Annotated in this window: 20 protein-coding genes and 2 pseudogenes; 16 read left to right on the forward strand and 6 right to left on the reverse strand. The window is 63.6% G+C overall.

Annotated elements, in window-relative coordinates; translation table 11 throughout:
* The first annotated feature begins 11 nt into the window (after positions 1-11).
* From IPJ87_08960 to IPJ87_08990, 7 genes are all read left to right on the forward strand, one after another.
* Positions 12-635 (forward strand): carbonic anhydrase, encoded by a 624-nt coding sequence (locus tag IPJ87_08960; protein ID MBK7941991.1) that lies wholly within the window; start codon positions 12-14, stop codon positions 633-635.
* Between the two features lie 57 nt (positions 636-692).
* Complete coding sequence (locus tag IPJ87_08965) at positions 693-1,010, forward strand: hypothetical protein (protein MBK7941992.1); 318 nt, start codon at positions 693-695, stop codon at positions 1,008-1,010.
* A gap of 153 nt (positions 1,011-1,163) precedes the next feature.
* A complete protein-coding gene (locus tag IPJ87_08970; protein MBK7941993.1) occupies positions 1,164-2,489 on the forward strand; it encodes a SulP family inorganic anion transporter in 1,326 nt (441 codons plus the stop codon).
* A 68-nt stretch (positions 2,490-2,557) separates the two neighbouring features.
* Complete coding sequence (locus tag IPJ87_08975) at positions 2,558-3,193, forward strand: carbonic anhydrase (GenBank protein MBK7941994.1); 636 nt, start codon at positions 2,558-2,560, stop codon at positions 3,191-3,193.
* A 64-nt stretch (positions 3,194-3,257) separates the two neighbouring features.
* Positions 3,258-4,091: a hypothetical protein gene (locus IPJ87_08980; GenBank protein MBK7941995.1), complete on the forward strand. Its 834-nt coding sequence runs from the start codon at positions 3,258-3,260 to the stop codon at positions 4,089-4,091.
* A gap of 98 nt (positions 4,092-4,189) precedes the next feature.
* A complete protein-coding gene (pruA, locus tag IPJ87_08985; GenBank protein MBK7941996.1) occupies positions 4,190-5,818 on the forward strand; it encodes an L-glutamate gamma-semialdehyde dehydrogenase in 1,629 nt (542 codons plus the stop codon).
* A gap of 78 nt (positions 5,819-5,896) precedes the next feature.
* Positions 5,897-6,205 (forward strand): septum formation initiator family protein, encoded by a 309-nt coding sequence (locus IPJ87_08990; GenBank protein MBK7941997.1) that lies wholly within the window; start codon positions 5,897-5,899, stop codon positions 6,203-6,205.
* Between the two features lie 4 nt (positions 6,206-6,209).
* On the opposite strand, the gene IPJ87_08995 is transcribed toward IPJ87_08990, so the two are convergent.
* The 3 genes from IPJ87_08995 to IPJ87_09005 form a co-directional block, all read right to left on the reverse strand.
* The gene (locus IPJ87_08995) at positions 6,210-7,346 is read right to left on the reverse strand and encodes a porin (protein ID MBK7941998.1); all 1,137 of its coding nucleotides are present in this window, start codon (positions 7,344-7,346) and stop codon (positions 6,210-6,212) included.
* The gene (locus tag IPJ87_09000) at positions 7,321-7,791 is read right to left on the reverse strand and encodes a peptidylprolyl isomerase (GenBank protein ID MBK7941999.1); all 471 of its coding nucleotides are present in this window, start codon (positions 7,789-7,791) and stop codon (positions 7,321-7,323) included. Before IPJ87_09000 ends, IPJ87_08995 begins: the two co-directional genes overlap by 26 nt.
* A 110-nt stretch (positions 7,792-7,901) precedes the next feature.
* Positions 7,902-9,452: a CotH kinase family protein gene (locus tag IPJ87_09005; protein ID MBK7942000.1), complete on the reverse strand. Its 1,551-nt coding sequence runs from the start codon at positions 9,450-9,452 to the stop codon at positions 7,902-7,904.
* A gap of 149 nt (positions 9,453-9,601) precedes the next feature.
* On the opposite strand from IPJ87_09005, the gene scpA reads away from it, so the two are divergent.
* The 6 genes and pseudogenes from scpA (at position 9,602) to IPJ87_09035 (ending at position 17,246) form a co-directional block, all read left to right on the forward strand.
* Positions 9,602-12,829 carry a methylmalonyl-CoA mutase gene (gene scpA / locus IPJ87_09010; protein ID MBK7942001.1) on the forward strand — a complete coding sequence of 1,076 codons (3,228 nt, stop codon included), beginning with the start codon at positions 9,602-9,604 and terminating at the stop codon, positions 12,827-12,829.
* Between the two features lie 116 nt (positions 12,830-12,945).
* Complete coding sequence (locus IPJ87_09015) at positions 12,946-13,869, forward strand: hypothetical protein (GenBank protein MBK7942002.1); 924 nt, start codon at positions 12,946-12,948, stop codon at positions 13,867-13,869.
* A 463-nt stretch (positions 13,870-14,332) separates the two neighbouring features.
* Positions 14,333-14,698, forward strand: coding sequence for a helix-turn-helix transcriptional regulator (locus IPJ87_09020; protein MBK7942003.1), 366 nt, complete (start codon positions 14,333-14,335; stop codon positions 14,696-14,698).
* Positions 14,692-16,035 (forward strand): type II toxin-antitoxin system HipA family toxin, encoded by a 1,344-nt coding sequence (locus IPJ87_09025; GenBank protein ID MBK7942004.1) that lies wholly within the window; start codon positions 14,692-14,694, stop codon positions 16,033-16,035. Before IPJ87_09020 ends, IPJ87_09025 begins: the two co-directional genes overlap by 7 nt.
* A 749-nt stretch (positions 16,036-16,784) precedes the next feature.
* The gene (locus tag IPJ87_09030; protein ID MBK7942005.1) at positions 16,785-16,952 is read left to right on the forward strand and encodes a hypothetical protein; all 168 of its coding nucleotides are present in this window, start codon (positions 16,785-16,787) and stop codon (positions 16,950-16,952) included.
* A 16-nt stretch (positions 16,953-16,968) separates the two neighbouring features.
* Positions 16,969-17,246: pseudogene (locus IPJ87_09035) on the forward strand (Smr/MutS family protein).
* Between the two features lie 3 nt (positions 17,247-17,249).
* Here IPJ87_09035 and IPJ87_09040 read toward each other — a convergent pair.
* A complete protein-coding gene (locus IPJ87_09040; protein ID MBK7942006.1) occupies positions 17,250-17,927 on the reverse strand; it encodes a hypothetical protein in 678 nt (225 codons plus the stop codon).
* A 224-nt stretch (positions 17,928-18,151) separates the two neighbouring features.
* Here IPJ87_09040 and IPJ87_09045 point away from each other — a divergent pair, with 224 nt between their 5' ends.
* Positions 18,152-19,882 (forward strand): ABC transporter ATP-binding protein, encoded by a 1,731-nt coding sequence (locus tag IPJ87_09045; protein ID MBK7942007.1) that lies wholly within the window; start codon positions 18,152-18,154, stop codon positions 19,880-19,882.
* Here IPJ87_09045 and IPJ87_09050 read toward each other — a convergent pair.
* Positions 19,867-20,280 (reverse strand): annotated as a pseudogene (locus IPJ87_09050) (NUDIX hydrolase). The gene IPJ87_09045 and the pseudogene IPJ87_09050 sit on opposite strands and share 16 nt — an antisense overlap.
* Positions 20,281-20,282: 2 nt before the next feature.
* On the reverse strand, positions 20,283-20,768 hold the full coding sequence (locus IPJ87_09055; GenBank protein ID MBK7942008.1) for an SRPBCC domain-containing protein: 486 nt from the start codon (positions 20,766-20,768) through the stop codon (positions 20,283-20,285).
* 357 nt (positions 20,769-21,125) lie between these two features.
* Here IPJ87_09055 and IPJ87_09060 point away from each other — a divergent pair, with 357 nt between their 5' ends.
* Both IPJ87_09060 and msrB read left to right on the forward strand, forming a co-directional pair.
* Positions 21,126-21,281 carry a hypothetical protein gene (locus IPJ87_09060; GenBank protein MBK7942009.1) on the forward strand — a complete coding sequence of 52 codons (156 nt, stop codon included), beginning with the start codon at positions 21,126-21,128 and terminating at the stop codon, positions 21,279-21,281.
* 49 nt (positions 21,282-21,330) lie between these two features.
* Complete coding sequence (gene msrB / locus IPJ87_09065) at positions 21,331-21,837, forward strand: peptide-methionine (R)-S-oxide reductase MsrB (protein ID MBK7942010.1); 507 nt, start codon at positions 21,331-21,333, stop codon at positions 21,835-21,837.
* Positions 21,838-21,871 lie beyond the last annotated feature (34 nt).

A 21,871-nucleotide genomic window follows, 5' to 3' on the forward strand; every position in this document is an offset into this window, starting at 1 on the left:
CCATACATCATATGAGAACACAAACGAAAGAGACACAAAGTCACCTGACGCCACAGAAGGCGTTGGACATCCTGATCGAAGGCAACAAGCGCTTCGTGAGCAACCTGAAGGCGAACCGCGACCTGCTGAAACAGGTGAACGAGACCAGCGACGGTCAGCATCCCTTCGCCGTGATCCTGAGCTGCATCGACAGCCGCACCAGTGCCGAGCTGATCTTCGATCAGGGCCTCGGCGACATCTTCAGCGTGCGCATCGCCGGCAATTGCGTGAATGAGGACATCCTCGGCAGCATGGAGTTCGCTTGCAAGGTGGCCGGCGCCAAGCTGATCGTGGTGCTTGGCCACAGCAAGTGTGGCGCGGTGAAAGGCGCGTGCGACGACGTGCGTATGGGCAACCTCACCGCCTTGCTCAACAAGATCCGCCCGGCTGTGGATGACACAAAGGCCGCTGGGGCTCGCAACAGCGGGAACAGCGAATTCGTGGAGGCCGTGGCCCACCGCAATGTGGAATTGGCCCTGGAACAGATCCTGGAACGGAGCCCCATCCTGAAGGAGATGCTCGCTGCGGATGAGATCGGGATCGTCGGTGGCATGTACGATGTGAGCACCGGCGAGGTGGATCTGATCGGGTGCTGATCACGCGAAGGGGAAAGGGCCGGACCCGCTATACTTGTGCGGGCCCGGCCCTTTCGCATGCGCGCCACCTTCAAGATCATCGGTTTGCTCGTCGGCCTGCTGGCCGGGCTGGGCAATGCGCCATTGCACTGGTGCGAAGCCTTCGAGGCCGCAGCTATCGCGAGCTCGGCGGACAACACCGGCAAGAGCGGCGAGGAATCGAACCAGGAAGGCGGCAAGAGTTCCGCGGAAGAAGACAACGAAGACCCCAAGTGGTCGGCCGGCGATGGGAACATCGCCTTGCGATCCGCCGCCGGTGCGCTTTGCAGCCACCAGCATGGCGGCACGCGCGATGGTTTCGCACGCATCGGCCTGCGCCCGCCTTCCGGCTCGTAGAGGCGTATTGCGCCCAGCAAGCCGAATGCGGTCGGCCTTGTCTGCCCTCTTCGTTCCATCACGCCATACTCGTTCACGCAGGAAACTGATCCATTCGTTCCGCTGGTCGCACTGGCCCGGCCACAGCACAATGATCCCAACGAATTCCTGATCTTGAAGACTTCAAGCAGAACCTTCCTCCCAGACCTGCTCGCAGGGCTCTCGGTGAGCTTCGCGGCGCTCGCTTTAGGCGCTGCCTTCGGCGTCATGAGCGGCCGCGGCGCCTTCGCGGGCATGATCGCTGCGGGCGTCATTCCCATCGTCACCGGCCTTTTCGGCGGTACGCGGCTGAGCGTTTCCGGGCCGACCGGTCCCATGACGGCCGTCTCCTCCGTGGTGATCGCCCTGGCCTACGACAAGTTCGGCGGCGAGCGTCTCCTGGCCGAGCAGTTCATCACGCTCGTGTTCATGCTCACGGCCGCAGGCCTCTTGCTGGCTGGGTTGCTCCGCACAGGCCGGCTCATCCGCTTCGTGCCCAAGACGGTGATCCTCGGCTTCATGAGCGGCATCGCCATGGTGATCTGGGTGGACCAGATCAAGGTGCTCTTCGGGCTCGATGGCAAGGAAGCGCCCACCGGTACGATGCACCTGAACCTCGCCTACAGCGCCATCACGTTCCTGCTGATCCTCACGCTTCCCAAATTGCTGGCGAAACTCAACCTGCCCAAGCGCGTGGCCATGTTCATACCGGCAACGCTCACGTCCATCATCATCATGACGGTGATCACCACCGTGTTCTCCATCGACATCCAGCACATCAGCCTGGGCGCTCCCGTGAGCTCGCTCGGTGAGTTCAAGCAGATGATGCTCTCCTACCTGCCCACCAGCCGGATCATGACGCAGGAGCACCTGCTGATGGCCGCGCCCTATGCGTTGCAGCTGATCATGCTGGGCTACCTCGACTCGCTGCTCACGGCCTTGATCATGGACCACCTCACCTCTAAAAAGTCCAGACTGGACAAGGAACTTGTAGGCCAGGGACTCGCCAACGGGCTCTCTGCCCTGCTGGGCGGCATTCCCGGCGCGCAGGCCACCATTCGCTCGGTGCTCTTGTTCAAGGAAGGGGCGCATACACGGATCGGTGCGATGAGCGCAGGGGTGTTCACCCTGCTCGGTCTGGTCGCCTTCCGCAATTCCATCGGGCTCATCACCTCGGCCGTCTTCATCGGTGTGCTCTTCAAGGCGGCATTGGACGTGTTCGAGAAGGAATTCCTCACGCTTTACGTGAAACGGCGTTGGTACACCTCGCGGAAGCGGAACATCCAGATCGCCTTCATCATGTACACCATGCTGCTCACCGCGTTCTACGACCTCAACGTGGCGGTGATCAGCGCCACCATCCTGCACTACGTGTGCAAGCGGTTCTGGAGGATCGCAGACGTGGAGGACAAGCTCGAAAAGGCTGTGGAGGAGGAGCTGGCCAAGCATGTCAGGGCATGAATCCGGTGCCTGCCCTTTTTTCAGCCTTGACATAGATACCGACATTCGCCTTGGAAGAATTCAAGAAGATGAACGAACTGAAGGCCGATCTCCACAAGATCCTCCTGTCGCGCAACCAGGAATGGAGCGCCCGCATGCGCCAGGAGAACCCGGAGCTCTTCACCGAACTGGCCAAGCACCAGACCCCCTTCTTCCTCTGGATCGGATGCGCCGACAGCCGGGTGCCACCCAACCAGATCACCGGCACGATGCCCGGCGACATGTTCATCCACCGGAACATCGCCAACATGGTGATCCACACCGACCTGAACATGCTGAGCGTGGTGGACTACGGCGTGAACGTGCTGGGCATCGATCACCTGATCGTGTGCGGCCATTACGGTTGCGGTGGCGTGAAAGCGGCCATGGGTCCGGAGTTCGGCGGCCCTGCCTCCTACTGGATCCGCGAGATCCGAGACATCGCTCGGATGCACCGGGATGAGTTGGATGCCATTCACGATGAGGAGGCGCGCTTCGACCGGCTCGTGGAGCTCAATGTGGCGGAGCAGGCCTTTGACCTCAGCCGCACCGCCATCGTGCGCGATGCCTGGGCTAAGGGCCGCAAGGTGCATGTGCACGGCTGGGTGTACGGCTTGAAGGACGGATTGATCAAGGACTTGAAGGTCACTCGGTCGAGCTTCGCCGAGGTGAACGCAGGGAAGTGACCACTGATCCTGTGCTGGGCGCGATAAGGCGCATCCCTTAGGCACAGGGCGATGCTGAACCTGAATGGTCGCTGGTCCACCCGGTGTCGAACGCTTCGCGGGCCGCGAGCTGGCTGTGGCCAACATGCACGGCAAGGAAGCGGCCATCGGTACGGCCCTGCTGAAGCGCCTTCCGTTCTCCGGAGTCATCGCCGTCCCCGACCTGGATACCGACCGGTTCGGCGCCTTCAGTGGCGAGGTGGAGCGCGGCACCGATCCGCGCACCGCGGCGCTGCACAAGGCCATGCACGGCGCCGAGCGCAGTGGGGCCGACCTGGTGATCGCCAGCGAGGGCTCCTTCGTGCCCTATCCGCCCGCCCCCTTCATCACCTGCGCCGAGGAATGGCTGGTGCTGCTCGATGCGCGCGATGGGACCAGCTGGACCCATCGCCACGTGACCCTGGAGAGCATGGCCGGCGGCCAGGCATGCACCACCGTGGACGAGGTGCTCGCCTTCGCCTCCCGGATGGGCTTCCCGGAACATGCCCTGGTGCTCAAACCCCGGGAGCACTGGCGCAGCGGCGACACGGTGGTGAAAGGCATCACCGATCGGAGGGCCCTGCAGGGCGAAGTGGACCGCCTGCTGGCCGCGCACGGCGGATTGTGGGTGGAAAGCGACCTCCGGGCGATGATGAACCCCACGCGGATGGCCGCCATCCGCACCACGGCCGAGCGCTTCGCCCGGGAACTGGGCACCTGCTGCCCGCAGTGCGGGCGGTGCACTTCGCGATCTCCGAGGCCCGGCCCGGCCTGCCCTGCGGGCTTTGTGGACAGCCCACCCGCAGCATCCGGGCCCACCTTCGCCGTTGCGCGTCCTGCGAGCAGTTCGCCACCGTACCCCGGGAGGACGGCCGGGTGAGCGAGGATCCGCAGCATGGCGACCACTGCAACCCGTGACCCGTGTCACGGCCGCACCTGAACAGGCGGGGTATCTTCGCGCCCCAGCGAACCCCGGCCATGAGCAACGCCACCTTCCACGTTCCCGTCCCCAAGAACGAACCCGTCCTCAGCTACGCCCCCGGCACCCCCGAGCGCGCGGCGCTGCAGGCCGAGATGGACCGCCGCCTGAGGACGATCATCGATGCACCCATGTGGATCGGCGGCCAGGCCGTGCTCACCAAGGACCTGCGGAAGATGAGCCCGCCGCACAAGCACGCACACAAGCTGGGCATGGCCCACTTCGGCGATGCGAAGCATGTGCGTGCCGCCATCGACGCCGCCCTGAAGGCCAAGCGCGATTGGGAGCATATGCCCTTCACGGAGCGAGCCGCCATCATGCTGAAGGCCGCCGACCTGATCGCTGGTCCGTACCGTGCCAGCATCAATGCCGCCACCATGTTGGGCCAGGGCAAGAACGCCTTCCAGGCCGAGATCGACAGCGCCTGCGAGTTCGCCGACTTCCTCCGCTTCAACGTCGCCTATGCGCAGCAGATCTACAACGACCAGCCCATCAGCTCGCCCGGCGTGTGGAACCGCCTGGAGTACCGCGCGCTCGAGGGCTTCGTGTTCGCCTTGACGCCCTTCAACTTCACCGCCATCGCCGGCAACTTGCCCGCCAGCTGCGCCCTCATGGGCAACACCGTGGTGTGGAAGTGCGCCGACACCCAGGCTTACAGCGCCCAGGTGATCATGGAGATCTTCAACGCCGCCGGGCTGCCCGGCGGGGTCATCAACCTCATCCACGTGGACGGTCCCACCGCGGGGGAGGTCATCTTCAAGCACAAGGACTTCGCCGGCATCCACTTCACCGGCAGCACCAAGGTGTTCCGCCACATCTGGCAGACCATCGGCAACAACCTGCCCCTGTACCGCAGCTACCCCCGCATCGTGGGCGAAACGGGCGGCAAGGACTTCGTGCTCGCGCATCCCACGGCCGACCCCAAGGTGGTGGCCACCGCGCTCAGCCGTGGCGCCTTCGAGTTCCAGGGGCAGAAGTGCAGTGCCGCCAGCCGCGCCTACATCCCCGAGAACATCTGGCCGCAGGTGAAGAAGGAGCTGCTCGCCGACCTCGCCGAGATGAGGATGGGCGACCCGCGCGACTTCCGGAACTTCATCGGCGCCGTGATCGACGAGAAGGCCTTCGACAAGATCGCCGGCTACATCGATGGGCTCAAGAAGGACAGGAAGAACGTCACCATCATCGCCGGTGGCAAGGCCGACAAGAAGACCGGCTACTTCATCGAACCCACCGTGGCCGTCGCGAAGGACCCGAAGAGCGTGACCATGTGCGAGGAGATCTTCGGGCCCGTGCTCACCATCTACGTGTACAGCACCAACCGCTGGATGGACACGCTGAAGCTGGTGGATAGCACCGGCGAGTACGCGCTTACGGGCGCCGTGATCAGCAACGACCGCGCGAGCATCGTGCAGGCCACCCAGGTGCTGCGCCATGCCGCCGGCAACTTCTACATCAACGACAAGCCCACCGGGGCCGTGGTGGGGCAGCAGCCGTTCGGTGGCGCACGCGGCAGCGGCACCAACGACAAGGCCGGCAGCTACCTCAACCTGATCCGCTGGGTGAGCCCGCGGACCATCAAGGAGACCTTCGTGCCGCCCACCGAGCACGGGTATCCGTTCCTGGGGTAAGGCTGTCCACGATCGATCGTTGATCGCGGACCGGTCGGCCTCACCGGGCCTCCCAAGCCACCATGCCACCTTCGCAGGGTGAAGGAGAAGCTGAGCCGCCTGCTGCCCAATAGCCTGCGCAACCGCTACGGCGTGGCCGTCCTGGTCCTGTTCGCGTGGATCGCCTTCTTCGACGAGTACGACCTGTGGACCACCTTCAAGTTGCGCCGCCAATTGGCCCGCATGAAGAGCGAACAGGCCTGGTACCAGGAACAGATCGGCGTCACCCGGCAGCACCTGCACCAGCTGACCAGCGACAAGCAGCTGCTGGAGAAGTTCGCCCGGGAGCGCTACCTCATGAAGCGCGACAACGAGGAGATCTTCGTGCTGGTGCCGGCCGAGGATTGACGCGCTAGAAGCGCGCGGCCACGCTCACCGTGATGCTGGTGTTGTCCTGCACGGGGCCATGGATGCTGTCGTAGATGGCGTCCACGCCGTGGAAAGTGCGCACCTCGGACCGCGCCCACACCTCGTCCACCACGCGCACATCGCAGCCCAGGGAATAGCCCATGGTGGTGAAGCCATGAACGGTGCCGGTGGAGAGGATCACCTGGTCCGGATCGGCATAGTGCTCAGCCCGGGCCACGAGCCTGACGCGATCGCCCACCTGCCGTCGCACGATGAGCAACGGCGTCCACCAGGCCTCCAGGGGCCCCGCGCCGCGGGCCTCCTGCACCCCGACGTCCACGCCCGCCTGCACGCCCCAGGCACCCCGGGTCCACGTGCCGAAGAGGTTGCTGAAGGCGCGGAAAAGCCCCAGGCTGTCCGGCACGTCGCTTCCGGCGAAGGTGCTCCAGTTCAGGGAAAGGCCGTCCTTCGGCCTCCACACGAGCTGCGTGCCCAGGCACGGGGTATCGTTCTGCACCCGACGGATGCGCTGCCAGCCGTTGAGGTACACGGCCGCCACCTCCCACTCGGGATGGGCGCTCCAGGTGAGCTTCGCTCCGCTCATGTAATAGGGCGAATTCTCTGCGGCGATGCTCCGCGTCAAGGTCCAGTTGTCGATCCCGATCGCGCTCTCCAGGCCGATGTGCGAGGGCATGATCCCGGCGTCGAGCCATAGGGTGCGACGGCGGTCCAGCGCCAGCCCCACCCGGGCTTCGAACACATGGCGCAGCAGGTCGGGCTCGGCGATGAGGTTGGCCTGCGCATAGGTGCCGGCCATCACGCCCAGGGCCGCCCGGGTCCGCGGTCGGTCATAGGCCACCTGCAGCAGGCCCAGGTTGAGGTCCACCTCGCTGTGCCGGTCGTACTGATAGAGGAAGCGGGGCCGTTCGTCGTCGCGGCTATGCCCGAAGTCATAGGCGAAATACACATCGACGAACGCAGCCACCCGCAGGCCGCGAAGCGCGGTGCTGTCGCCCGGGCCCACCGCGTGCGCCGAGGCGCCGGCCAGAAGCCCGATCACCAGGCAGGCCGTCCGTGTGGCCCGCACCACCGGAGGCGCCGCGGTGCAGGTGCGGTCAATGGTGATGGCTTCCGGGCCCATGCACATGGCCATGTGCGATCTCGTCCGCGGTGGCCTCACGCACATCGGTGATCTCCACCTTGAAATGCAGGGTGACACCCGCCAGCGGATGGTTGCCGTTCAGCACCACCTCACCGTCCTTGACCTCCACCACGCTCCATACCCGGTTGTCCGGAGTTTGGAACTGCATGCCTTCCTCGACGGTCTGCGAGCCGAAACGGTCCATCGGCACGCGCTGCAGCAAGGAGTGGTCCAATTCGCCGTAGCCCTTGCCCGGCTGCACCACCACGTCCATCGCGTCGCCCTTGACGCGCCCCTCCATCTGCTCCTCCAGCCCCGGTACGATGTTCCCGGCACCATGCAGGTAAGCGAAGGCGTCACGGCCCGCACTGGTATCCAGTAGCACGCCGTCCGGATCGTTGAGGGTGTAATGGAACGAGACCACGGAGTGCTTGCCGATCTGCATGGGGTTTGGATGAGGGGGCAAGGTACGCCGCGCCCCTTGAGCGAAGGCCGCCCCTCGTCAGGGCCGGGCCCGTCATCCTCGGGCCGATGCGCCCTGTAGGCCGCTGCTGTTCAACGCTTCTCGAACCGGGCGGTGCGCACCAGCGCACCATCGGACACGCTCACCATGTAGAGGCCCGGAGCAAGGCCGGAGACATCAACTCCGTCGCCATGGACCGGTGCCGGCACCGCGCGGCCAAGGGCGTCCAGCATCCGAACAGCCGCGATGGAGACACCCGGGGCCAGCCGAAGCCACAGCACCTCCGAGGCCGGATTGGGGTACACCCGGAACGCGGCCTCCGCGGCGACCTCCGACAGGCCCACGGTTGAACAGTCCAGGGTAGTGGCCAAGCTGCTGTTGCGCGCCGTCACGAAGCTCTTAAGGCCCCGGATGGTCTGCTGGCCACCTCCCCCCCCACCGCCACCCTGGACGGTGATGTCCGAAGTGATGTTGGTCGTGAACTGGGCCAGGGTGTACTGTTTGTTCGGATCGGCCGCCACGTGGGGCTGGATCATGGTCGCAAGCGAGTCGATCCTGGGGTCGAGGTATCCGTTGGTGAAGTTCTCCTTGGCCCAGCAATACTCGTTCAGGTAGTCCGTGCGGAACGACTCGATCGCCATCAGCCGGGTCATCAGGGGGCGGTTCGCGGCCATATACGTGGGTGAAAGCGTCAGGGCGTTCTGTCCTTGCGCGGGATAGCTCCCGAAGGCCATGTTCGCGTCCCAATGGACCCACTGCCACTCATCGTTGGTGGCATCGTGGTACAGGTAGTAGTTGCGCGCGCTCTGGATGTACGCGTCCAGGTTGCCGAACAGGTTGTCCAGCGCCAGGGAGCGGAGCAGGTCATGCCAGTTCCACCGGGGCGGGAAATTGGTCTCCAGGTAGGCGTCCGGTGCGTTGTTCAGCATGTCCAGCAGATCGAGCAGGTCGGACCAGTCGTTCACCGTCTCGTTCGTCTTCAGCTCGTACCGGGCGACATAGTCCGCCTGGTCGGTGCCATACCATTTCATGTCCGCTTCTGCAGCACCCCCGCCTCCGCCGCCGCCCATCCCGAAGTTATCCGCCGCCTTGAAGAGGTTGCCGGCGTCATCGTCGATGTGCCGGTCCAGGAACTCTTTATCCACGGCCTCCACCAAGTTGTAGAAGCCCCACAGCGTGCCGTTCATGTGGATGTTGGCGTACTGCACACGCGGAGCGCGGATGCCCTGCTCCTGGCAATAGTCAAAGAAGATCTTCTCCCGCATGAAGGTGGGGTCGCTCCAACAGTTGTTGAAGTGGAGCTTGCGCATGCCGTGGAACTTCTGGTCGATGAAGTCATTGAAATCGAGCTTGAACGACTTCTTGTCGCCCGGGTGGCTGTAGCTGCTGTTGCCCTTTAACGCTACGGACACGCTGTCGTAGGTCCAGGTCCCGGTCTGGTCGGTGATCGTCACACTGCCCATGAGCTCCTCCCCCTGGTCGTTGTTGTGGTAAGTGACCAGCGTGGTCCAGAAGTCCGGGTCGCTGAAAGTGAGGTGCACCTCCACCACCTGGTCCACATCGAAGAGGCTGTCGCTGGGAGCGGTCTGGGAGAGGAGGGCGGTGGCGGCGAACGCGGCCGAAAGGGTGGTCAGAAGGCGCATATGGGAGTGGTGCGGACGGACCGCAAGGTGTGTGAAGACAGTGTTAAGTCAAGGGGGTTTGATCGGTCTCCTCGACGGAACGGGTCGTGGGCATGACCAAGCTGTCGATCACGGGGTCGGACATCGGTTGAACGCCGAACTTCGCCCCAATGGCAGAGACGAAGCTGTTCCACGCCTTCCCCCCCGCCACGCGCGAGCAATGGGAGACCGTGATCAAGAAGGAACTGAAGGACCGTGAGCTTGCCTCGCTGAACGTGCAGGTGGACAGCGCGGTGCTGCCCCCCTTCCACATGGCCGGAGAAGGTGCGCCGAGCGGTGGCCGGCGGCGTAGTGTGAAGCGCAATGGCAACCCGTGGCGCGCCACCATCGGCGTGGACGCCACCAATGCCGATGCCAACGACACGCTGCTCGAAGGCCTCATGGGCGGTGCCGACGCGGTGGAGGTGTATGGAAAGCTCAGTGGTCTTTCCCCCATACTGGACGATGTGCTGCTGGGCGGCGTCGACCTGCAGGTGGACGGGGAACCGGGCCTGCTCGGACTGCTGCTGGAACGCGCCGAGGAGCAGCAGGTGGCACCCACCGACCTCAGCCTCTGCCTGGGACTGCCGCACGATGCGAATGTCAGTGAACTACGGGACCGCATCGCGAAGCACCCGCGCATCCGCCTGTTCAGTGTGAGCGATGGGGCCTGTAGAGACACACAGGAAGCCCTGCAACAAGGCCGCACGCTGTTGCAGCGGATGCTCGACCAAGGCTTCACCATCGACGATGCCTGCGCACGGATCCAGTTCCGCCTGCACCTCGGCGATGACCTGTTCAAGGAATCCGCCCGGTTACGCGCCTTCCGGGAGGCATGGGCCGGCCTGGTCGCCGCATCGGACCCGAAGCAACATTGCTCGCACAACACCTGGATCCAGGCCGTCGTCGCCTACCCTGCTGAAACGTCATCGGCCCACGAGAACGTGATCCGGGCCACGCTGCAAGCCATCAGCGCGATCATCGGCGGATGCGACGGGCTCACCATCCCCACGCCGCAGCTGCCCGAAGGCAATGCCCTGGCACGGCGCATCGTCCGCAATATCCACAACCTGCTCCGCGACGAGAGCTTTCTGGGGCGAGTGGCCGACCCGATCGGGGGGAGCTACACCATGGAGGAACTCACATCATCCTTGGCTGCCAGCCTTCAGCCATCAGCCGCCCGCTTGACCAAGCAAAGGCCGGAGGCCGGTGGCGGGCAGCCGGTGGCGGGCATTCCGAACAGAGAAGAGATCCCGCTCAAGTCGTACTACACCCGTGTGGACCTTGAGGCTATGGAGCACCTTGAATTCGCCGCGGGCATCCCACCCTACCTGCGCGGTCCCTACGGCAGTATGTACGCCATCCGGCCTTGGACCATACGGCAATACGCGGGCTTCAGCACCGCCGAAGCGAGCAACGCCTTCTACCGCCGCAACCTCGCCGCCGGGCAGATGGGCCTCAGCGTCGCCTTCGACCTGGCCACGCACCGCGGCTACGACAGCGACCACCCGCGCGTGAAGGGTGATGTGGGCAAGGCCGGGGTGGCCATCAGCAGCGTGGAGGACATGAAGATCCTCTTCGACGGCATCCCGCTGGATAAGATGAGCGTGAGCATGACCATGAACGGCGCCGTACTGCCCATCATGGCCTTCTTCATCGTTGCTGCGGAGGAGCAGGGCGTTCCACCGGAACAGTTGCAAGGCACCATCCAGAACGACATCCTCAAAGAGTTCATGGTGCGCAACACCTACATCTACCCGCCAGGGCCGAGCATGCGCATCGTGGGCGACATTTTCTCCTACTGCGCGAAGAAGATGCCCAAGTTCAACAGCATCAGCATCAGCGGCTACCACATGCATGAGGCGGGCGCACCAGCTGATCTCGAACTCGCCTACACGCTGGCCGATGGCATCGAATACGTGCGCACGGGTATCGCGGCGGGAATGAAGGTCGATGAGTTCGCCAACCGCCTCAGTTTCTTCTGGGGCATCGGCATGGACCTCTTCATGGAAGTGGCCAAGATGCGCGCGGCGCGGCTGCTCTGGGCGAAGATGCTGCACGAGATCGGCGCGACGGACAAGAAGAGCCTCGCGCTGCGCACGCATTGTCAAACGAGCGGCTGGAGCCTCACCGCGCAGGATCCGTTCAACAACATCGCGCGCACCACGGTGGAAGCACTCGCCGCTGTGCTCGGTGGAACACAATCGCTCCACACCAACTCGCTTGACGAGGCCATTGCGTTGCCCACCGACTTCAGCGCCAAGATCGCGCGCGACACGCAGCTCTACATGCAGAAGAACAGCGGCATCACCCAATGGATCGACCCGCTCGGGGGCAGCTACTACGTGGAAAGTCTCACGCACGAACTGGTGCATAGAGCCTGGGCGCGGATCAAGGAGGTGGAGGAGCTCGGCTGCATGAGCAAGGCCATCGAGACCGGTCTGCCGAAGATGCGCATCGAGGAAGCCGCCGCGAAACGTCAGGCCCGCATCGATACCGGCAAGGACCGGATCATTGGCGTGAATGCATTTGTGACGGACGATGAGACGAAGATGGAATTGCTGGAGGTGGATAACAGCGCGGTGCGGGAGCAGCAGATCGCACGGTTGAATACGATGCGTGCCAACCGAGATGAAGGCGCAGTGGCGAAAGCCCTTGAAGCACTGACCAACGCTGCAAGGAGTGGCGAATGGCGAGTGGCGAGTGGCGAGACTGAAGACGCTACCACTCGACACTCGCCACTCGCCACTCGCCACTCCTCCAACCTCCTCGAGCTCGCCGTCATCGCCGCACGCCACCGCGCCACCTTGGGCGAGATCAGCGATGCCCTTGAACAAGCCTTCGGCCGTTACGCCGCCGTGCCGCGCGCGATCAGCGGTGTCTATTCCGCGGAAGCCATGCAGGACCCCGAGATGAAAGAGGCCATGCGCCTCGCCGATGAATTCGCGAAGCAAGAAGGCCGCCGCCCACGCATCCTGGTGGCCAAGATGGGCCAAGACGGGCACGACCGCGGCGCCAAGGTGATCGCCACCAGCTTCGCCGACATCGGCTTCGACATGGACATCGGTCCGCTGTTCCAGACCCCGCAGGAAGTGGCCAGGCAGGCCATCGAGAATGACGTGCATGTGCTCGGTATAAGCAGCCTCGCCGGTGGCCACAAGACCCTGGTGCCCGAGGTGATCAAGGAACTGCGTGAGACCTATAGCCGTCCCGACATTCTCGTGGTGGCCGGTGGCGTGATCCCGCCGGACCATTACCAATTCCTGAAGGATGCGGGCTGCTTTGATGTATACGGGCCGGGGACGAAGATCCCGGTGGCGGCGAAGGGGATCATTGAGGCGTTGAGAGGCAGAGCCTAAACTGCTCTATGACCTCACCAGCACATCAGTTCATCACAAGCACTGGAAAGCCAAGACCGGGCTTCATCAGTCAGGTTTGCTGGACACTAGTCCAGCACTACTTGAGTGACGTCAGCATGAGCCAAAAACAATGGCGCAAGGAGAGAAGAACATGGAAGGTTAGTTGGAAGGAGAAGAACGGCACGGGCATGACAAGCAAGCCGGTCAACTACTTGCTGATCTCAGAAGTTGTCCGCGAGAAAGGGCACTTTGACCCGGCCTCCTGGAACTTGCCACGTATGGAATGCTTCTGGTTGGATGGTCAATTGGACATCGGACTAAACTTCCACGCGCATGACCACCATGGAGATACTTTGGGAATCATCAGCGGAATGCCCCAACAACAATTCGGCCCGCGCTATCCGATCAAACCCAAACTCGAACGCGAAGGCCACCTCTTCACCACGATCCAGCCTCAGCTTGTTTCGTGGATCATCAACCAGCGGAAGAAGTTGATAGACCAATCCGCCAGCGCCTTGACATTCCCCTGGGTATTCGAGCTTCGCTCACTGATTGGTGATACGATCTCTTTGATCGACGTGACGTTGACACAACTCTACATCAAAGCGGAGTATGATCCAACTTCAAGTTGGGCCTTTGACAAAGCCAAGCTCGGCGAGCGACATGGCAGACGATTGAACGACAAACTGAAATGGGTGCATCAAATCACTGGCGAGAACCTCAACATCGAGCCGGAGCGGTCCAGCCTTGAGTCTCTTCGGAAACTTCGGAATCATCTGATGCACTTCGACCCGCCATCGCTCGTGATAACGATTGAAGAGGCGACTACTTGGTTGAATCAGATTCTTGATATCGGTCAAATCCTCTTCAAGATCCGTCGTGCGTTGCGGGTACCTCCTTCGACCGAACTCCTCAACTTCATGCTCCAGCCTGAAGCGCAGTTCCATCCTCGCAACATGCTTCCCACGCGATCCGCAGCAGGAACGAAAACAGACGCTGACTACAACTCAACTATTTGGCCCGACGCAGTGCAGGGTTAGGCAATTTTCGCGTGAGGGGGCGTAGCGGCAGCCTGCCGATAGCGAAGCGCTGGTGCGGCGCGAGCGAGGAGGCTGCGACGCTAGGAGCAGACCCCGGAGCCGCTGCTGCACCCGCTGAGACGAGGCAGCTACAGCGCAGCACCCGACCCGCCTTTGCCCAGGCTTCGGCGGGCAGGCCCGCGCGTTGGGTGTGGAGGATAGGCGGGGCACGCCCAAATACCGATCAGACGATCGGGCGATCAGATGATCAGACAACGGGCCACCTGACCTGCCCCGGCATTCGACCTTCTGATCGACCCACCATCTGTCCCCTTGTTCATCTTTTGATGCTCGTACGCATCATTCATAGACTCTTGTTCATACTTTGATGCCCTTGGGCATCGTTGTGATGTAACGCACTGGTGGAGGAATGCGTATATTTGTGGCGTGAACGCATCGTTCATGAGCTGAAACACCGTTTACGATGGCTACAAGCAACATCATCTGGCAGGCCCTGAGCGACACCCAGGCGGTGGAGCGGCTGGGCGCGGAGTTGCGGCGCATGCGGCTGGAGCGCAACCTGAGCCAGGCCGAGGTGGCCACCCGCGCCGGTCTGGACCGCACCACCGTGGTGAAGCTGGAGGCCGGCAGGGCCGCCACCCTGCTCACCGTGGTGCAGGTGCTGCGCGCCATGGGGCGGCTGGAGGTGCTCGATGGCTTCCACGAGGAGCCGCGCCTTACCCCCATGATGGCCCTGGAGCAGGAGACGAAATACCTCGCCAAGCAGCGCAAGCGGGCTTCGCGGCGCAAGCCCACCATCGTGCCGCCCAAACCGAAGAGCACATGGTGACCAAGGCGCGGGTGAGCCTGTGGGGCCGCACCGTGGGCGCCGTGATCTGGAACGAGGAGCGCCAGCGGGCCGAGTTCCAGTACGATGCGGCGTTCTGCCGCTCGGGGCTGGACGTCGCGCCGATCATGATGCCGCTGTCGCAGGCCGGTGATGGGGCCACGATCTTCAGCTTCGGCGACGTGCGCGACGAGACCTTCCGCGGGCTACCGGGCCTGCTGGCCGACAGCCTGCCCGACCGCTTCGGCGAGCAGATCCTAAACGCGTGGCTGGCCACCCAGCAGCGCAAGCCCGGCAGCGCCAATCCCGTGGAACGCCTCTGCTACACCGGTCGCCGCGGCATGGGCGCGCTGGAGTTCGAGCCGGCGCACAACGAATGGGAGGCGAGCAGCGAAGCGCTGGAGGTGGAAGAGCTGGTGCGCGTGGCGAACAACGTGCTGTACCAACGCGAAGCCTTCGCCACGAACACGAAGAAGGGCCGCGCCGAAGCCATGCTGGACATCTTGCAGGTGGGCACCTCGGCCGGGGGCGCGCGGGCCAAGGCGATCGTGGCCTTCAACGCGGAGACCGGCGAGGTGCGCAGCGGGTCGCCTGCGCCAAAACGCTCCGGCGACGGCGCCCAGATCGATGGCCTGCCGGGCTTCACCTATTGCCTGATCAAGTTCGACGGGGTGACGAACGAGAAGCTCGGCGATCCCAAGGGCTACGGCCGCATCGAATACGCCTACCACCTGATGGCGCGGGCCTGCGGCGTGGAGATGATGCCCTGTCGCCTGCTGGAGGAGCACGGTCGCGCACACTTCCTCACCCAACGCTTCGACCGCGTGCGCGATGCTGAAGGCACGGTGCACAAGCTGCACATGGCCACGCTCTGCGGCATCGCCCACCTGGACTACAACCAGCCGCTGGTGCACAGCTACGAGCAGGCCTTCCAGGTGATGCGCGTGCTGGGCCTGCCCTACCCGGCCGCCGTGGAGCTCTTCCGCCGCATGTGCTTCAACGTGATGGCCATGAACTGCGACGACCACACAAAGAACATCAGCTTCCTGATGGACCCGCAGGGCGACTGGCACCTGGCCCCGGCCTACGACGTGACCTACGCCTACCACCCGGAAAGCCTGTGGCTGCGGCAGCATCAGATGAGCGTGAACGGCAAGCGCACGGGCATCACCCGCGACGACCTGCTGGCCGTGGCCAAGGCCATGAACATCAAGAAGGCCTCGGCGATCATCGACGAAGTGAGGGTGGGCGTGCGGAAGTGGAAGACCTTCGCGAAGAAGGCGGCGATGCCCGCGAAGCAGGTGGAGAGGATCGGGAAGATGCACCAGGTGCGGATCTGATCCCGGGCCAGCATACGTGCATTCCCAATGTGTTCGATCAAGCGCTTGGCGAGCGAGCACTTACAATGCGGCAAGAAGATCAATGTTGTGCACAGGAAGCATGGGCATCCACGTGGAGATGACGCACTGCCATGCAAGCCGAACTGTAGCGGTGCCCCCCGCATCGATGACACCTATCTTGTAGCGCTCTCCGAAGGACTCAACCGACCCCGGCGAGACCTCAGCATGAAACCCATCCACCTCTTCGGACTCTCGCTCATGGTCGCCCTTTCCGCCTGTTCTTCCCAGCAGGAGGAAGCTACGGACACCACCACTCCGACCACGACCAGCGCACCGGCCGCACCGACAACCACGATCACCTCGGCACCCATGGATGCTCAAGCGCCATCGGCCAGCACCGGCACAGTGACGGATCCGAACCCACCCCACGGCCAGCCCGGCCACCGCTGCGAGATCCCGGTGGGGGCATCGCTCTCGGGAACGCCCCCCTCGTCGGGTCCGGTGGGTCAGATGCCGGCCACGCAACCGATCACCATGCCCCAAATGAGCGCCCAACCCACTGCCGGAGCAAGCAGCACACCCCCGGGCATGAATCCGCCGCACGGCCAACCCGGGCATGATTGCGCCGTGCCCGTGGGCAGCCCCCTGCCAACGAAGTGAGTATACGTGGCCTTCCGGTCCGAGGTGAACATCATGCAACGGATGGAATACCCTTCCGACCCATCCTTCTTTCACCAGCCGCGATCCTGATGCAGAAGCTCAACAAATCATGGCACCTGAAACATCCCATGCCGCCCAAGGCGACCTTCGGGCAACGTGTGCAGTGGCACCTGGAGCATGTGAAGCATTGTGCCTGCCGCCCGATACCTGAGAAGCTCTTGGAGCAGATGCGTGAAAAAGGGATCAAGCCCGCCTGACTTCTCCGGACCAAGCATGAGCAAGCACAAGCTCGACCTCCACGACGTATTCAACAAGGGCGACCAGATCGACCGGGCCTTGCGCGAGGCCATGGACTTCTGCATCGACCGCCGCATCGACATGCTGGAGATCATCCCCGGCAAGGGCAGCGGGCAGTTGAAGATGTTGCATCCCGCCCCTGCGGGAAGAAGGTGCTGTGCTTCCTGCAACTACCGGAGGTGAAGAAGACCTACCACCGCATCGACAAGGACCGGGACAACTTCGGCAGGTTGTTCGTGCGGTTCAAGCACTGAGCCTCACGGCCGCGTGGCGAACCAGAGATGGTGCTTGGTGCCCTTGTTGCGGTGGGCGAAGACCTTCTCCTCCTTCACCCGGAAGCCTGTCCGCTCCAACCGGCGCGTGAAGGGATCGTACTGATCGGTGGACCAGACGGCGAGCACCCCGCCCGGGCGAAGCGCCCTGTAGGCCGACTGCAGTCCCCGCTGTGAATAGAGCCGGTTGTTGGCGGCCTGCGTGAGCCCCTCGGGGCCGTTGTCCGTATCGAGCAGGATGGCGTCATAGCTGCCGTTGCCGGAACGGATCAGCTCGAGCACGTCGCCCTGGTGCACGATCGTGCGGGGGTCCTTCAACGGATTGCCCGAGCGCTCCCCCATGGGCCCCTCGTTCCACGTGATCACCTCGGGCACGAGCTCGGCCACGATCACCTTGCCCTTGTCGCCCACGATGCGCAGCACGGCCGCCAGCGTGAATCCCATGCCCAGGCCGCCGATCACCACATGGGCCTCCTTCGGGGCCTTCAAGCGTGCGAGGGCCAGTTCCGCCAGCGCATCCTCCGATCTATGAATGGCGGTGGTCATGAGCTCGCCGCGGATGCCCACCACCTCAATGGCGTACTCGTCGCCACGCTGGTAGAACAGCAGCTCGCCGCCATTGTTGGGGATCCGGGCCCTGTCGAGCAGCGTGTTGATGCGCATCTTCATGGCGTAGGCCGAATGCGCTGGTGCGCTCGGGCGGCGCAAGGTCGGGATCGGACCGGCACTGACGATCCGGCGTACGTTGCAGATCGGCCCGGTATTGGGCGACGCGCCGCCCGCTCATGCCAAAGACCTCGAAAGAACAACCCACGGCCAGCGCCGAACGCATTCCAGACCGTCCCTCCGCGAGGGATCCTGACCAGAACGGCAAGCCGAACAAGCGGATGCGAAAGGTGACATGGCGGACGGCATTCTGGCAGTACATCTGGCCGCGCCGTAAGCACATGCTACTGGGTCTGTTGCTGATCGTGGTGAGCCGCGTGGCCGGGATGGTGCTTCCTGGAAGCACCAAGTACCTACTGGACGATGTGGTGGCCAAGGGCGACCTGGGCATGCTGTGGTTGCTGCTGGGGGCTGTGGTGGGCGCGCTCGTGGTGCAGAGCGTCACGAGCTACGCCCTCACCCAGTTGCTGAGCGTGGAGGCCCAACTGCTCATCAGCCAGCTACGCACGCAGGTGCAGCGCAAGATCCTCTCGCTGCCCACCAGCTTCTTCGACAACACCAAGAGCGGCGCGCTCGTGAGCCGGATCATGAGCGATGTGGAGGGCGTACGCAACCTGGTGGGCACCGGCCTGGTGCAGCTGATCGGCGGCACGCTCACCGCGCTGATCTCGCTGGTATGGCTCATTTACATCAGCCCATGGATGACGCTCTTCACCTTGGTACCCGTAGGCTTCTTCGCGTTCATCGCCATGAAGGCCTTCGGTCGCATACGCCCCATCTTCCGCACCCGCGGGGTGATCAACGCGGAGGTGACCGGGCGCCTGACGGAAACGCTGAACGGCGTGCGCGTGATCAAGGGCTTCGGCGCGGAGGAGCAGGAGAACCGCATCTTTGAGAAGGGCGTGCAACGGCTGTTCGATAACGTGAAGACCAGCCTCACCGCCACCTCGTTCATCAGCAGCATGAGCACCCTGCTCCTCGGCCTGGCCAGCGCGGGCATCATGGGCATCGGGGCGTACCAGATGGTGGGCGGCGCGCTCACCAGTGGCGAGTTCGTACAGTTCACCGTGCTGTTGGGCTTCATGATCGCGCCCATCGTGCAGATGAGCAACATCGGCAGCCAACTCACCGAGGCCTTCGCCGGGCTGGACCGCACGGAGGAGATCCTGAACATGCAGCCCGAGGACATCGCCTCGGAACGTCCGATCGTGCTGCAGGACGCGAAGGGCGACATCGCCTTCCACAACGTGCACTTCTCCTACGAGGAGGGCAAGGAGGTGCTACACGGCATTGACTTCACCGCTACCAATGGATCCGTGATCGCGCTCGTGGGCACCAGCGGCAGCGGCAAGAGCACCATCGCCGGTCTGGTGGCCACCTACCTCACGGCTACCACGGGCAAGGTGACCGTGGACGGCCATGACCTGAGCAAGGTACGCCTGAGCAGCTATCGCCGTCACCTCGGGGTGGTGCTTCAGGACGACTTCCTATTCGAAGGCACGATCCGCGAGAACATCCTCTTCCCCCGCCCCGACGCGACCGAGGAGCAATTGATGAAGGCCGTGAAGGACGCCTATGTCAATGAGTTCACCGACCGCATGGAGCTGGGCCTGGACACGGTGATCGGTGAGCGCGGCGTGAAGCTGAGCGGAGGTCAACGACAGCGGGTGGCGATCGCACGCGCCATGCTCGCCGACCCGAAGATCCTGATCCTGGACGAGGCCACCAGCAACCTCGACACCGAGAGCGAGGCGCTCATTCAGAAAAGCCTGAACATGCTAGTGCAGGACCGCACCACCTTCGTGATCGCGCACCGCCTCAGCACCATCCGGCAGGCCACGGAGATCCTCGTGATCGAACAGGGTCGGATCGTGGAGCGCGGCACGCACGCTGAGCTCATCGCCAAGGAAGGCCGCTACTACGAGCTGTACACCTATCAGGCGCGGATCTGAGCACGGTGGTCGGCGAGGATGCGCGCGTGATCGAAGCCCATGGGCACATCCTCACCGGGCTCCAGCCATCGGTGGGCGCGGGCTTCGGCGGTCACGGTCAGCGTGCCACCGATCACTTCGGCGCCGTAGGCGATGCTCACCACAGACCCGCGCGGGTCCCGTCCGGGCTCGGAGTAGATGCCGATGAGGCCGATGAGCTTCACTTCCAGTCCCAGTTACTCGCACACCTCGCGGATGCAGGCCTGTTCGACCGTTTCGCCGGGATCGACATAGCCACCTGGAAGGACCCAGGTACCGAAAAAGGGCTCGGTGCCACGCTCCATCACCAGCACACGACCGTACTCGTCAGTGATGACGGCATCCACGGTGAGCGCGACGCGATCCTGATGTTGCTCCATGCTCACGCGGCCAGGAGGCCTTGCTGCTCCTCGGCCACCCGCTTGATGCCCACCAGCACCTCGACCCACTCGCGCCCGGCTTCGCGGGCACGGCGCACATCATGGGGCAGGCCCGCGAAATCGCCATGCCAGAGCTCCAGCCTGGTCCGGCCGTCGCGTTCGGGTTCTAAAAGGATGTCCACAGTGGTATAGCTGGCCGGCTCGTCCGGAAGATCGCTGTCCGTAAGCAGGCAGGTATAGCGCAGGCGGCGTTCGGGCTGGCAGGCCATCACGGTTCCTTTGGCCCGGACCCGCTCCTGACCCTCCACTTTGCCCACCCAGACCACCGGGGCACCCGGCTTCCATGTGCTTCGGGCCTGGGAGCCTTCCAAGTAGAGCTTGGTCAGCTCAGGCTCGGTCAGTACGCGCCAAATGGCCCGCGGCGAAGCGTCCACCAGCAATGTGCGTTGGATGATGGTCTCACGTTCCATGATGGTGGAGCAACGCATGATCCGTGCCGATTGTGCGCCTACGGCGATCTGCTGAAGCACCATGCTCGGAAAGCCACCCTGATGAAGCCTTGCACGCTGCTGACGATCGGGCTTCTGGACCTTGGTCGGTGGGTTCCGTCCTCTTGATCTCGAGAGATCCACCTCAGTGAACGATCCTACGTGAAGCTCCGCACGAGCCGGGATACGTCGGCCGCGCGAACGACAGATCGTCATGACTCAACTACATTTCCTGCCAGATAACCGGTTCATGGACGCCCAGGCACCGATCAACCCGACGGATCAACCGTTCATACGGGTGGAAGGCTGATCCCGGCACGATTCTTCGTACCCTCGCGCTGACTGAACTCCGAGGCCATGCCCCGCAAGAAGACCCTTATCCTGACCCAGCCCGTCCCCGACGGGAAGACCATTAAAGTGCGCCTCGACGGTAGGACCATCGTGCACCTCAAGAGCATGAAGACCTTTGAGTTCTGGCGAAAGAAGTACCCAAAGGCCGAGGTGATCGGCTGAGCCCATGTTCCCTGTGCTCCGGTGGACCGGTCCTTTGGCCGCCGCGTCAATGACGTGGATGGCCTGTGGACAGGCGCCATCGACGGTGCCCACGTCTCCTTCGGTCATGCAGACCAATCCCTATTACAGCGAGACGGACACGTCCCGGTTGGACCTTCCGGACAGTGTCTGGCGCACGGTCCTTGAGCCCGAGGTGTACCACATCGCCCGCGAGAAGGGCACTGAACGAGCGTTCACGGGGTCTTACTGGGACCATGAAGGCCATGGGCGCTACCGTTGCGCCGCCTGCGGGAACGCCCTGTTCCTAGCGGACAGCAAGTTCGCCAGCGGATGTGGGTGGCCCAGCTTTTTCGAAACGGAACGAGCTGGCGGCGTGCTCTATCTGGAGGACCGGAGCCACGGCATGATCAGGACCGAGGTCCTCTGCGGCCGGTGCGGCGGTCATTTGGGCCATGTGTTCGATGATGGACCACCACCGACCGGAAAGCGGTTCTGCATGAATTCAGCCGTCCTACGGTTCGAACCATCGTCGGTGGCCCCCGTGCCGGGCCCGTGATGCCTTGGATCCCAAGAAAGGGGTCGATGCCCAG

This window comes from Flavobacteriales bacterium, from assembly GCA_016713875.1.
Classification (GTDB): Bacteria; Bacteroidota; Bacteroidia; order Flavobacteriales_F; family PHOS-HE28; genus PHOS-HE28.

What these genes read in the sequence shown, in the direction of transcription:
- IPJ87_08960 (MBK7941991.1), top strand. Translation starts at nt 12, where the DNA reads ATGAGAACACAAACGAAAGAGACACAAAGTCACCTGACGCCACAGAAG.
- IPJ87_09005 (MBK7942000.1), bottom strand. Translation starts at nt 9,452, where the DNA reads ATGCGCCTTCTGACCACCCTTTCGGCCGCGTTCGCCGCCACCGCCCTC.
- IPJ87_09055 (MBK7942008.1), bottom strand. Translation starts at nt 20,768, where the DNA reads ATGCGTTGCTCCACCATCATGGAACGTGAGACCATCATCCAACGCACA.
- msrB (MBK7942010.1), top strand. Translation starts at nt 21,331, where the DNA reads ATGACGTGGATGGCCTGTGGACAGGCGCCATCGACGGTGCCCACGTCT.
- pruA (MBK7941996.1), top strand. Translation starts at nt 4,190, where the DNA reads ATGAGCAACGCCACCTTCCACGTTCCCGTCCCCAAGAACGAACCCGTC.
- IPJ87_09030 (MBK7942005.1), top strand. Translation starts at nt 16,785, where the DNA reads ATGCAGAAGCTCAACAAATCATGGCACCTGAAACATCCCATGCCGCCC.
- IPJ87_09000 (MBK7941999.1), bottom strand. Translation starts at nt 7,791, where the DNA reads ATGCAGATCGGCAAGCACTCCGTGGTCTCGTTCCATTACACCCTCAAC.
- IPJ87_08980 (MBK7941995.1), top strand. Translation starts at nt 3,258, where the DNA reads ATGGTCGCTGGTCCACCCGGTGTCGAACGCTTCGCGGGCCGCGAGCTG.
- scpA (MBK7942001.1), top strand. Translation starts at nt 9,602, where the DNA reads ATGGCAGAGACGAAGCTGTTCCACGCCTTCCCCCCCGCCACGCGCGAG.
- IPJ87_09045 (MBK7942007.1), top strand. Translation starts at nt 18,152, where the DNA reads ATGCGAAAGGTGACATGGCGGACGGCATTCTGGCAGTACATCTGGCCG.
- IPJ87_09040 (MBK7942006.1), bottom strand. Translation starts at nt 17,927, where the DNA reads ATGCGCATCAACACGCTGCTCGACAGGGCCCGGATCCCCAACAATGGC.
- IPJ87_09020 (MBK7942003.1), top strand. Translation starts at nt 14,333, where the DNA reads ATGGCTACAAGCAACATCATCTGGCAGGCCCTGAGCGACACCCAGGCG.
- IPJ87_08965 (MBK7941992.1), top strand. Translation starts at nt 693, where the DNA reads ATGCGCGCCACCTTCAAGATCATCGGTTTGCTCGTCGGCCTGCTGGCC.
- IPJ87_08975 (MBK7941994.1), top strand. Translation starts at nt 2,558, where the DNA reads ATGAACGAACTGAAGGCCGATCTCCACAAGATCCTCCTGTCGCGCAAC.
- IPJ87_09025 (MBK7942004.1), top strand. Translation starts at nt 14,692, where the DNA reads ATGGTGACCAAGGCGCGGGTGAGCCTGTGGGGCCGCACCGTGGGCGCC.
- IPJ87_09060 (MBK7942009.1), top strand. Translation starts at nt 21,126, where the DNA reads ATGCCCCGCAAGAAGACCCTTATCCTGACCCAGCCCGTCCCCGACGGG.
- IPJ87_09015 (MBK7942002.1), top strand. Translation starts at nt 12,946, where the DNA reads ATGAGCCAAAAACAATGGCGCAAGGAGAGAAGAACATGGAAGGTTAGT.
- IPJ87_08995 (MBK7941998.1), bottom strand. Translation starts at nt 7,346, where the DNA reads ATGGGCCCGGAAGCCATCACCATTGACCGCACCTGCACCGCGGCGCCT.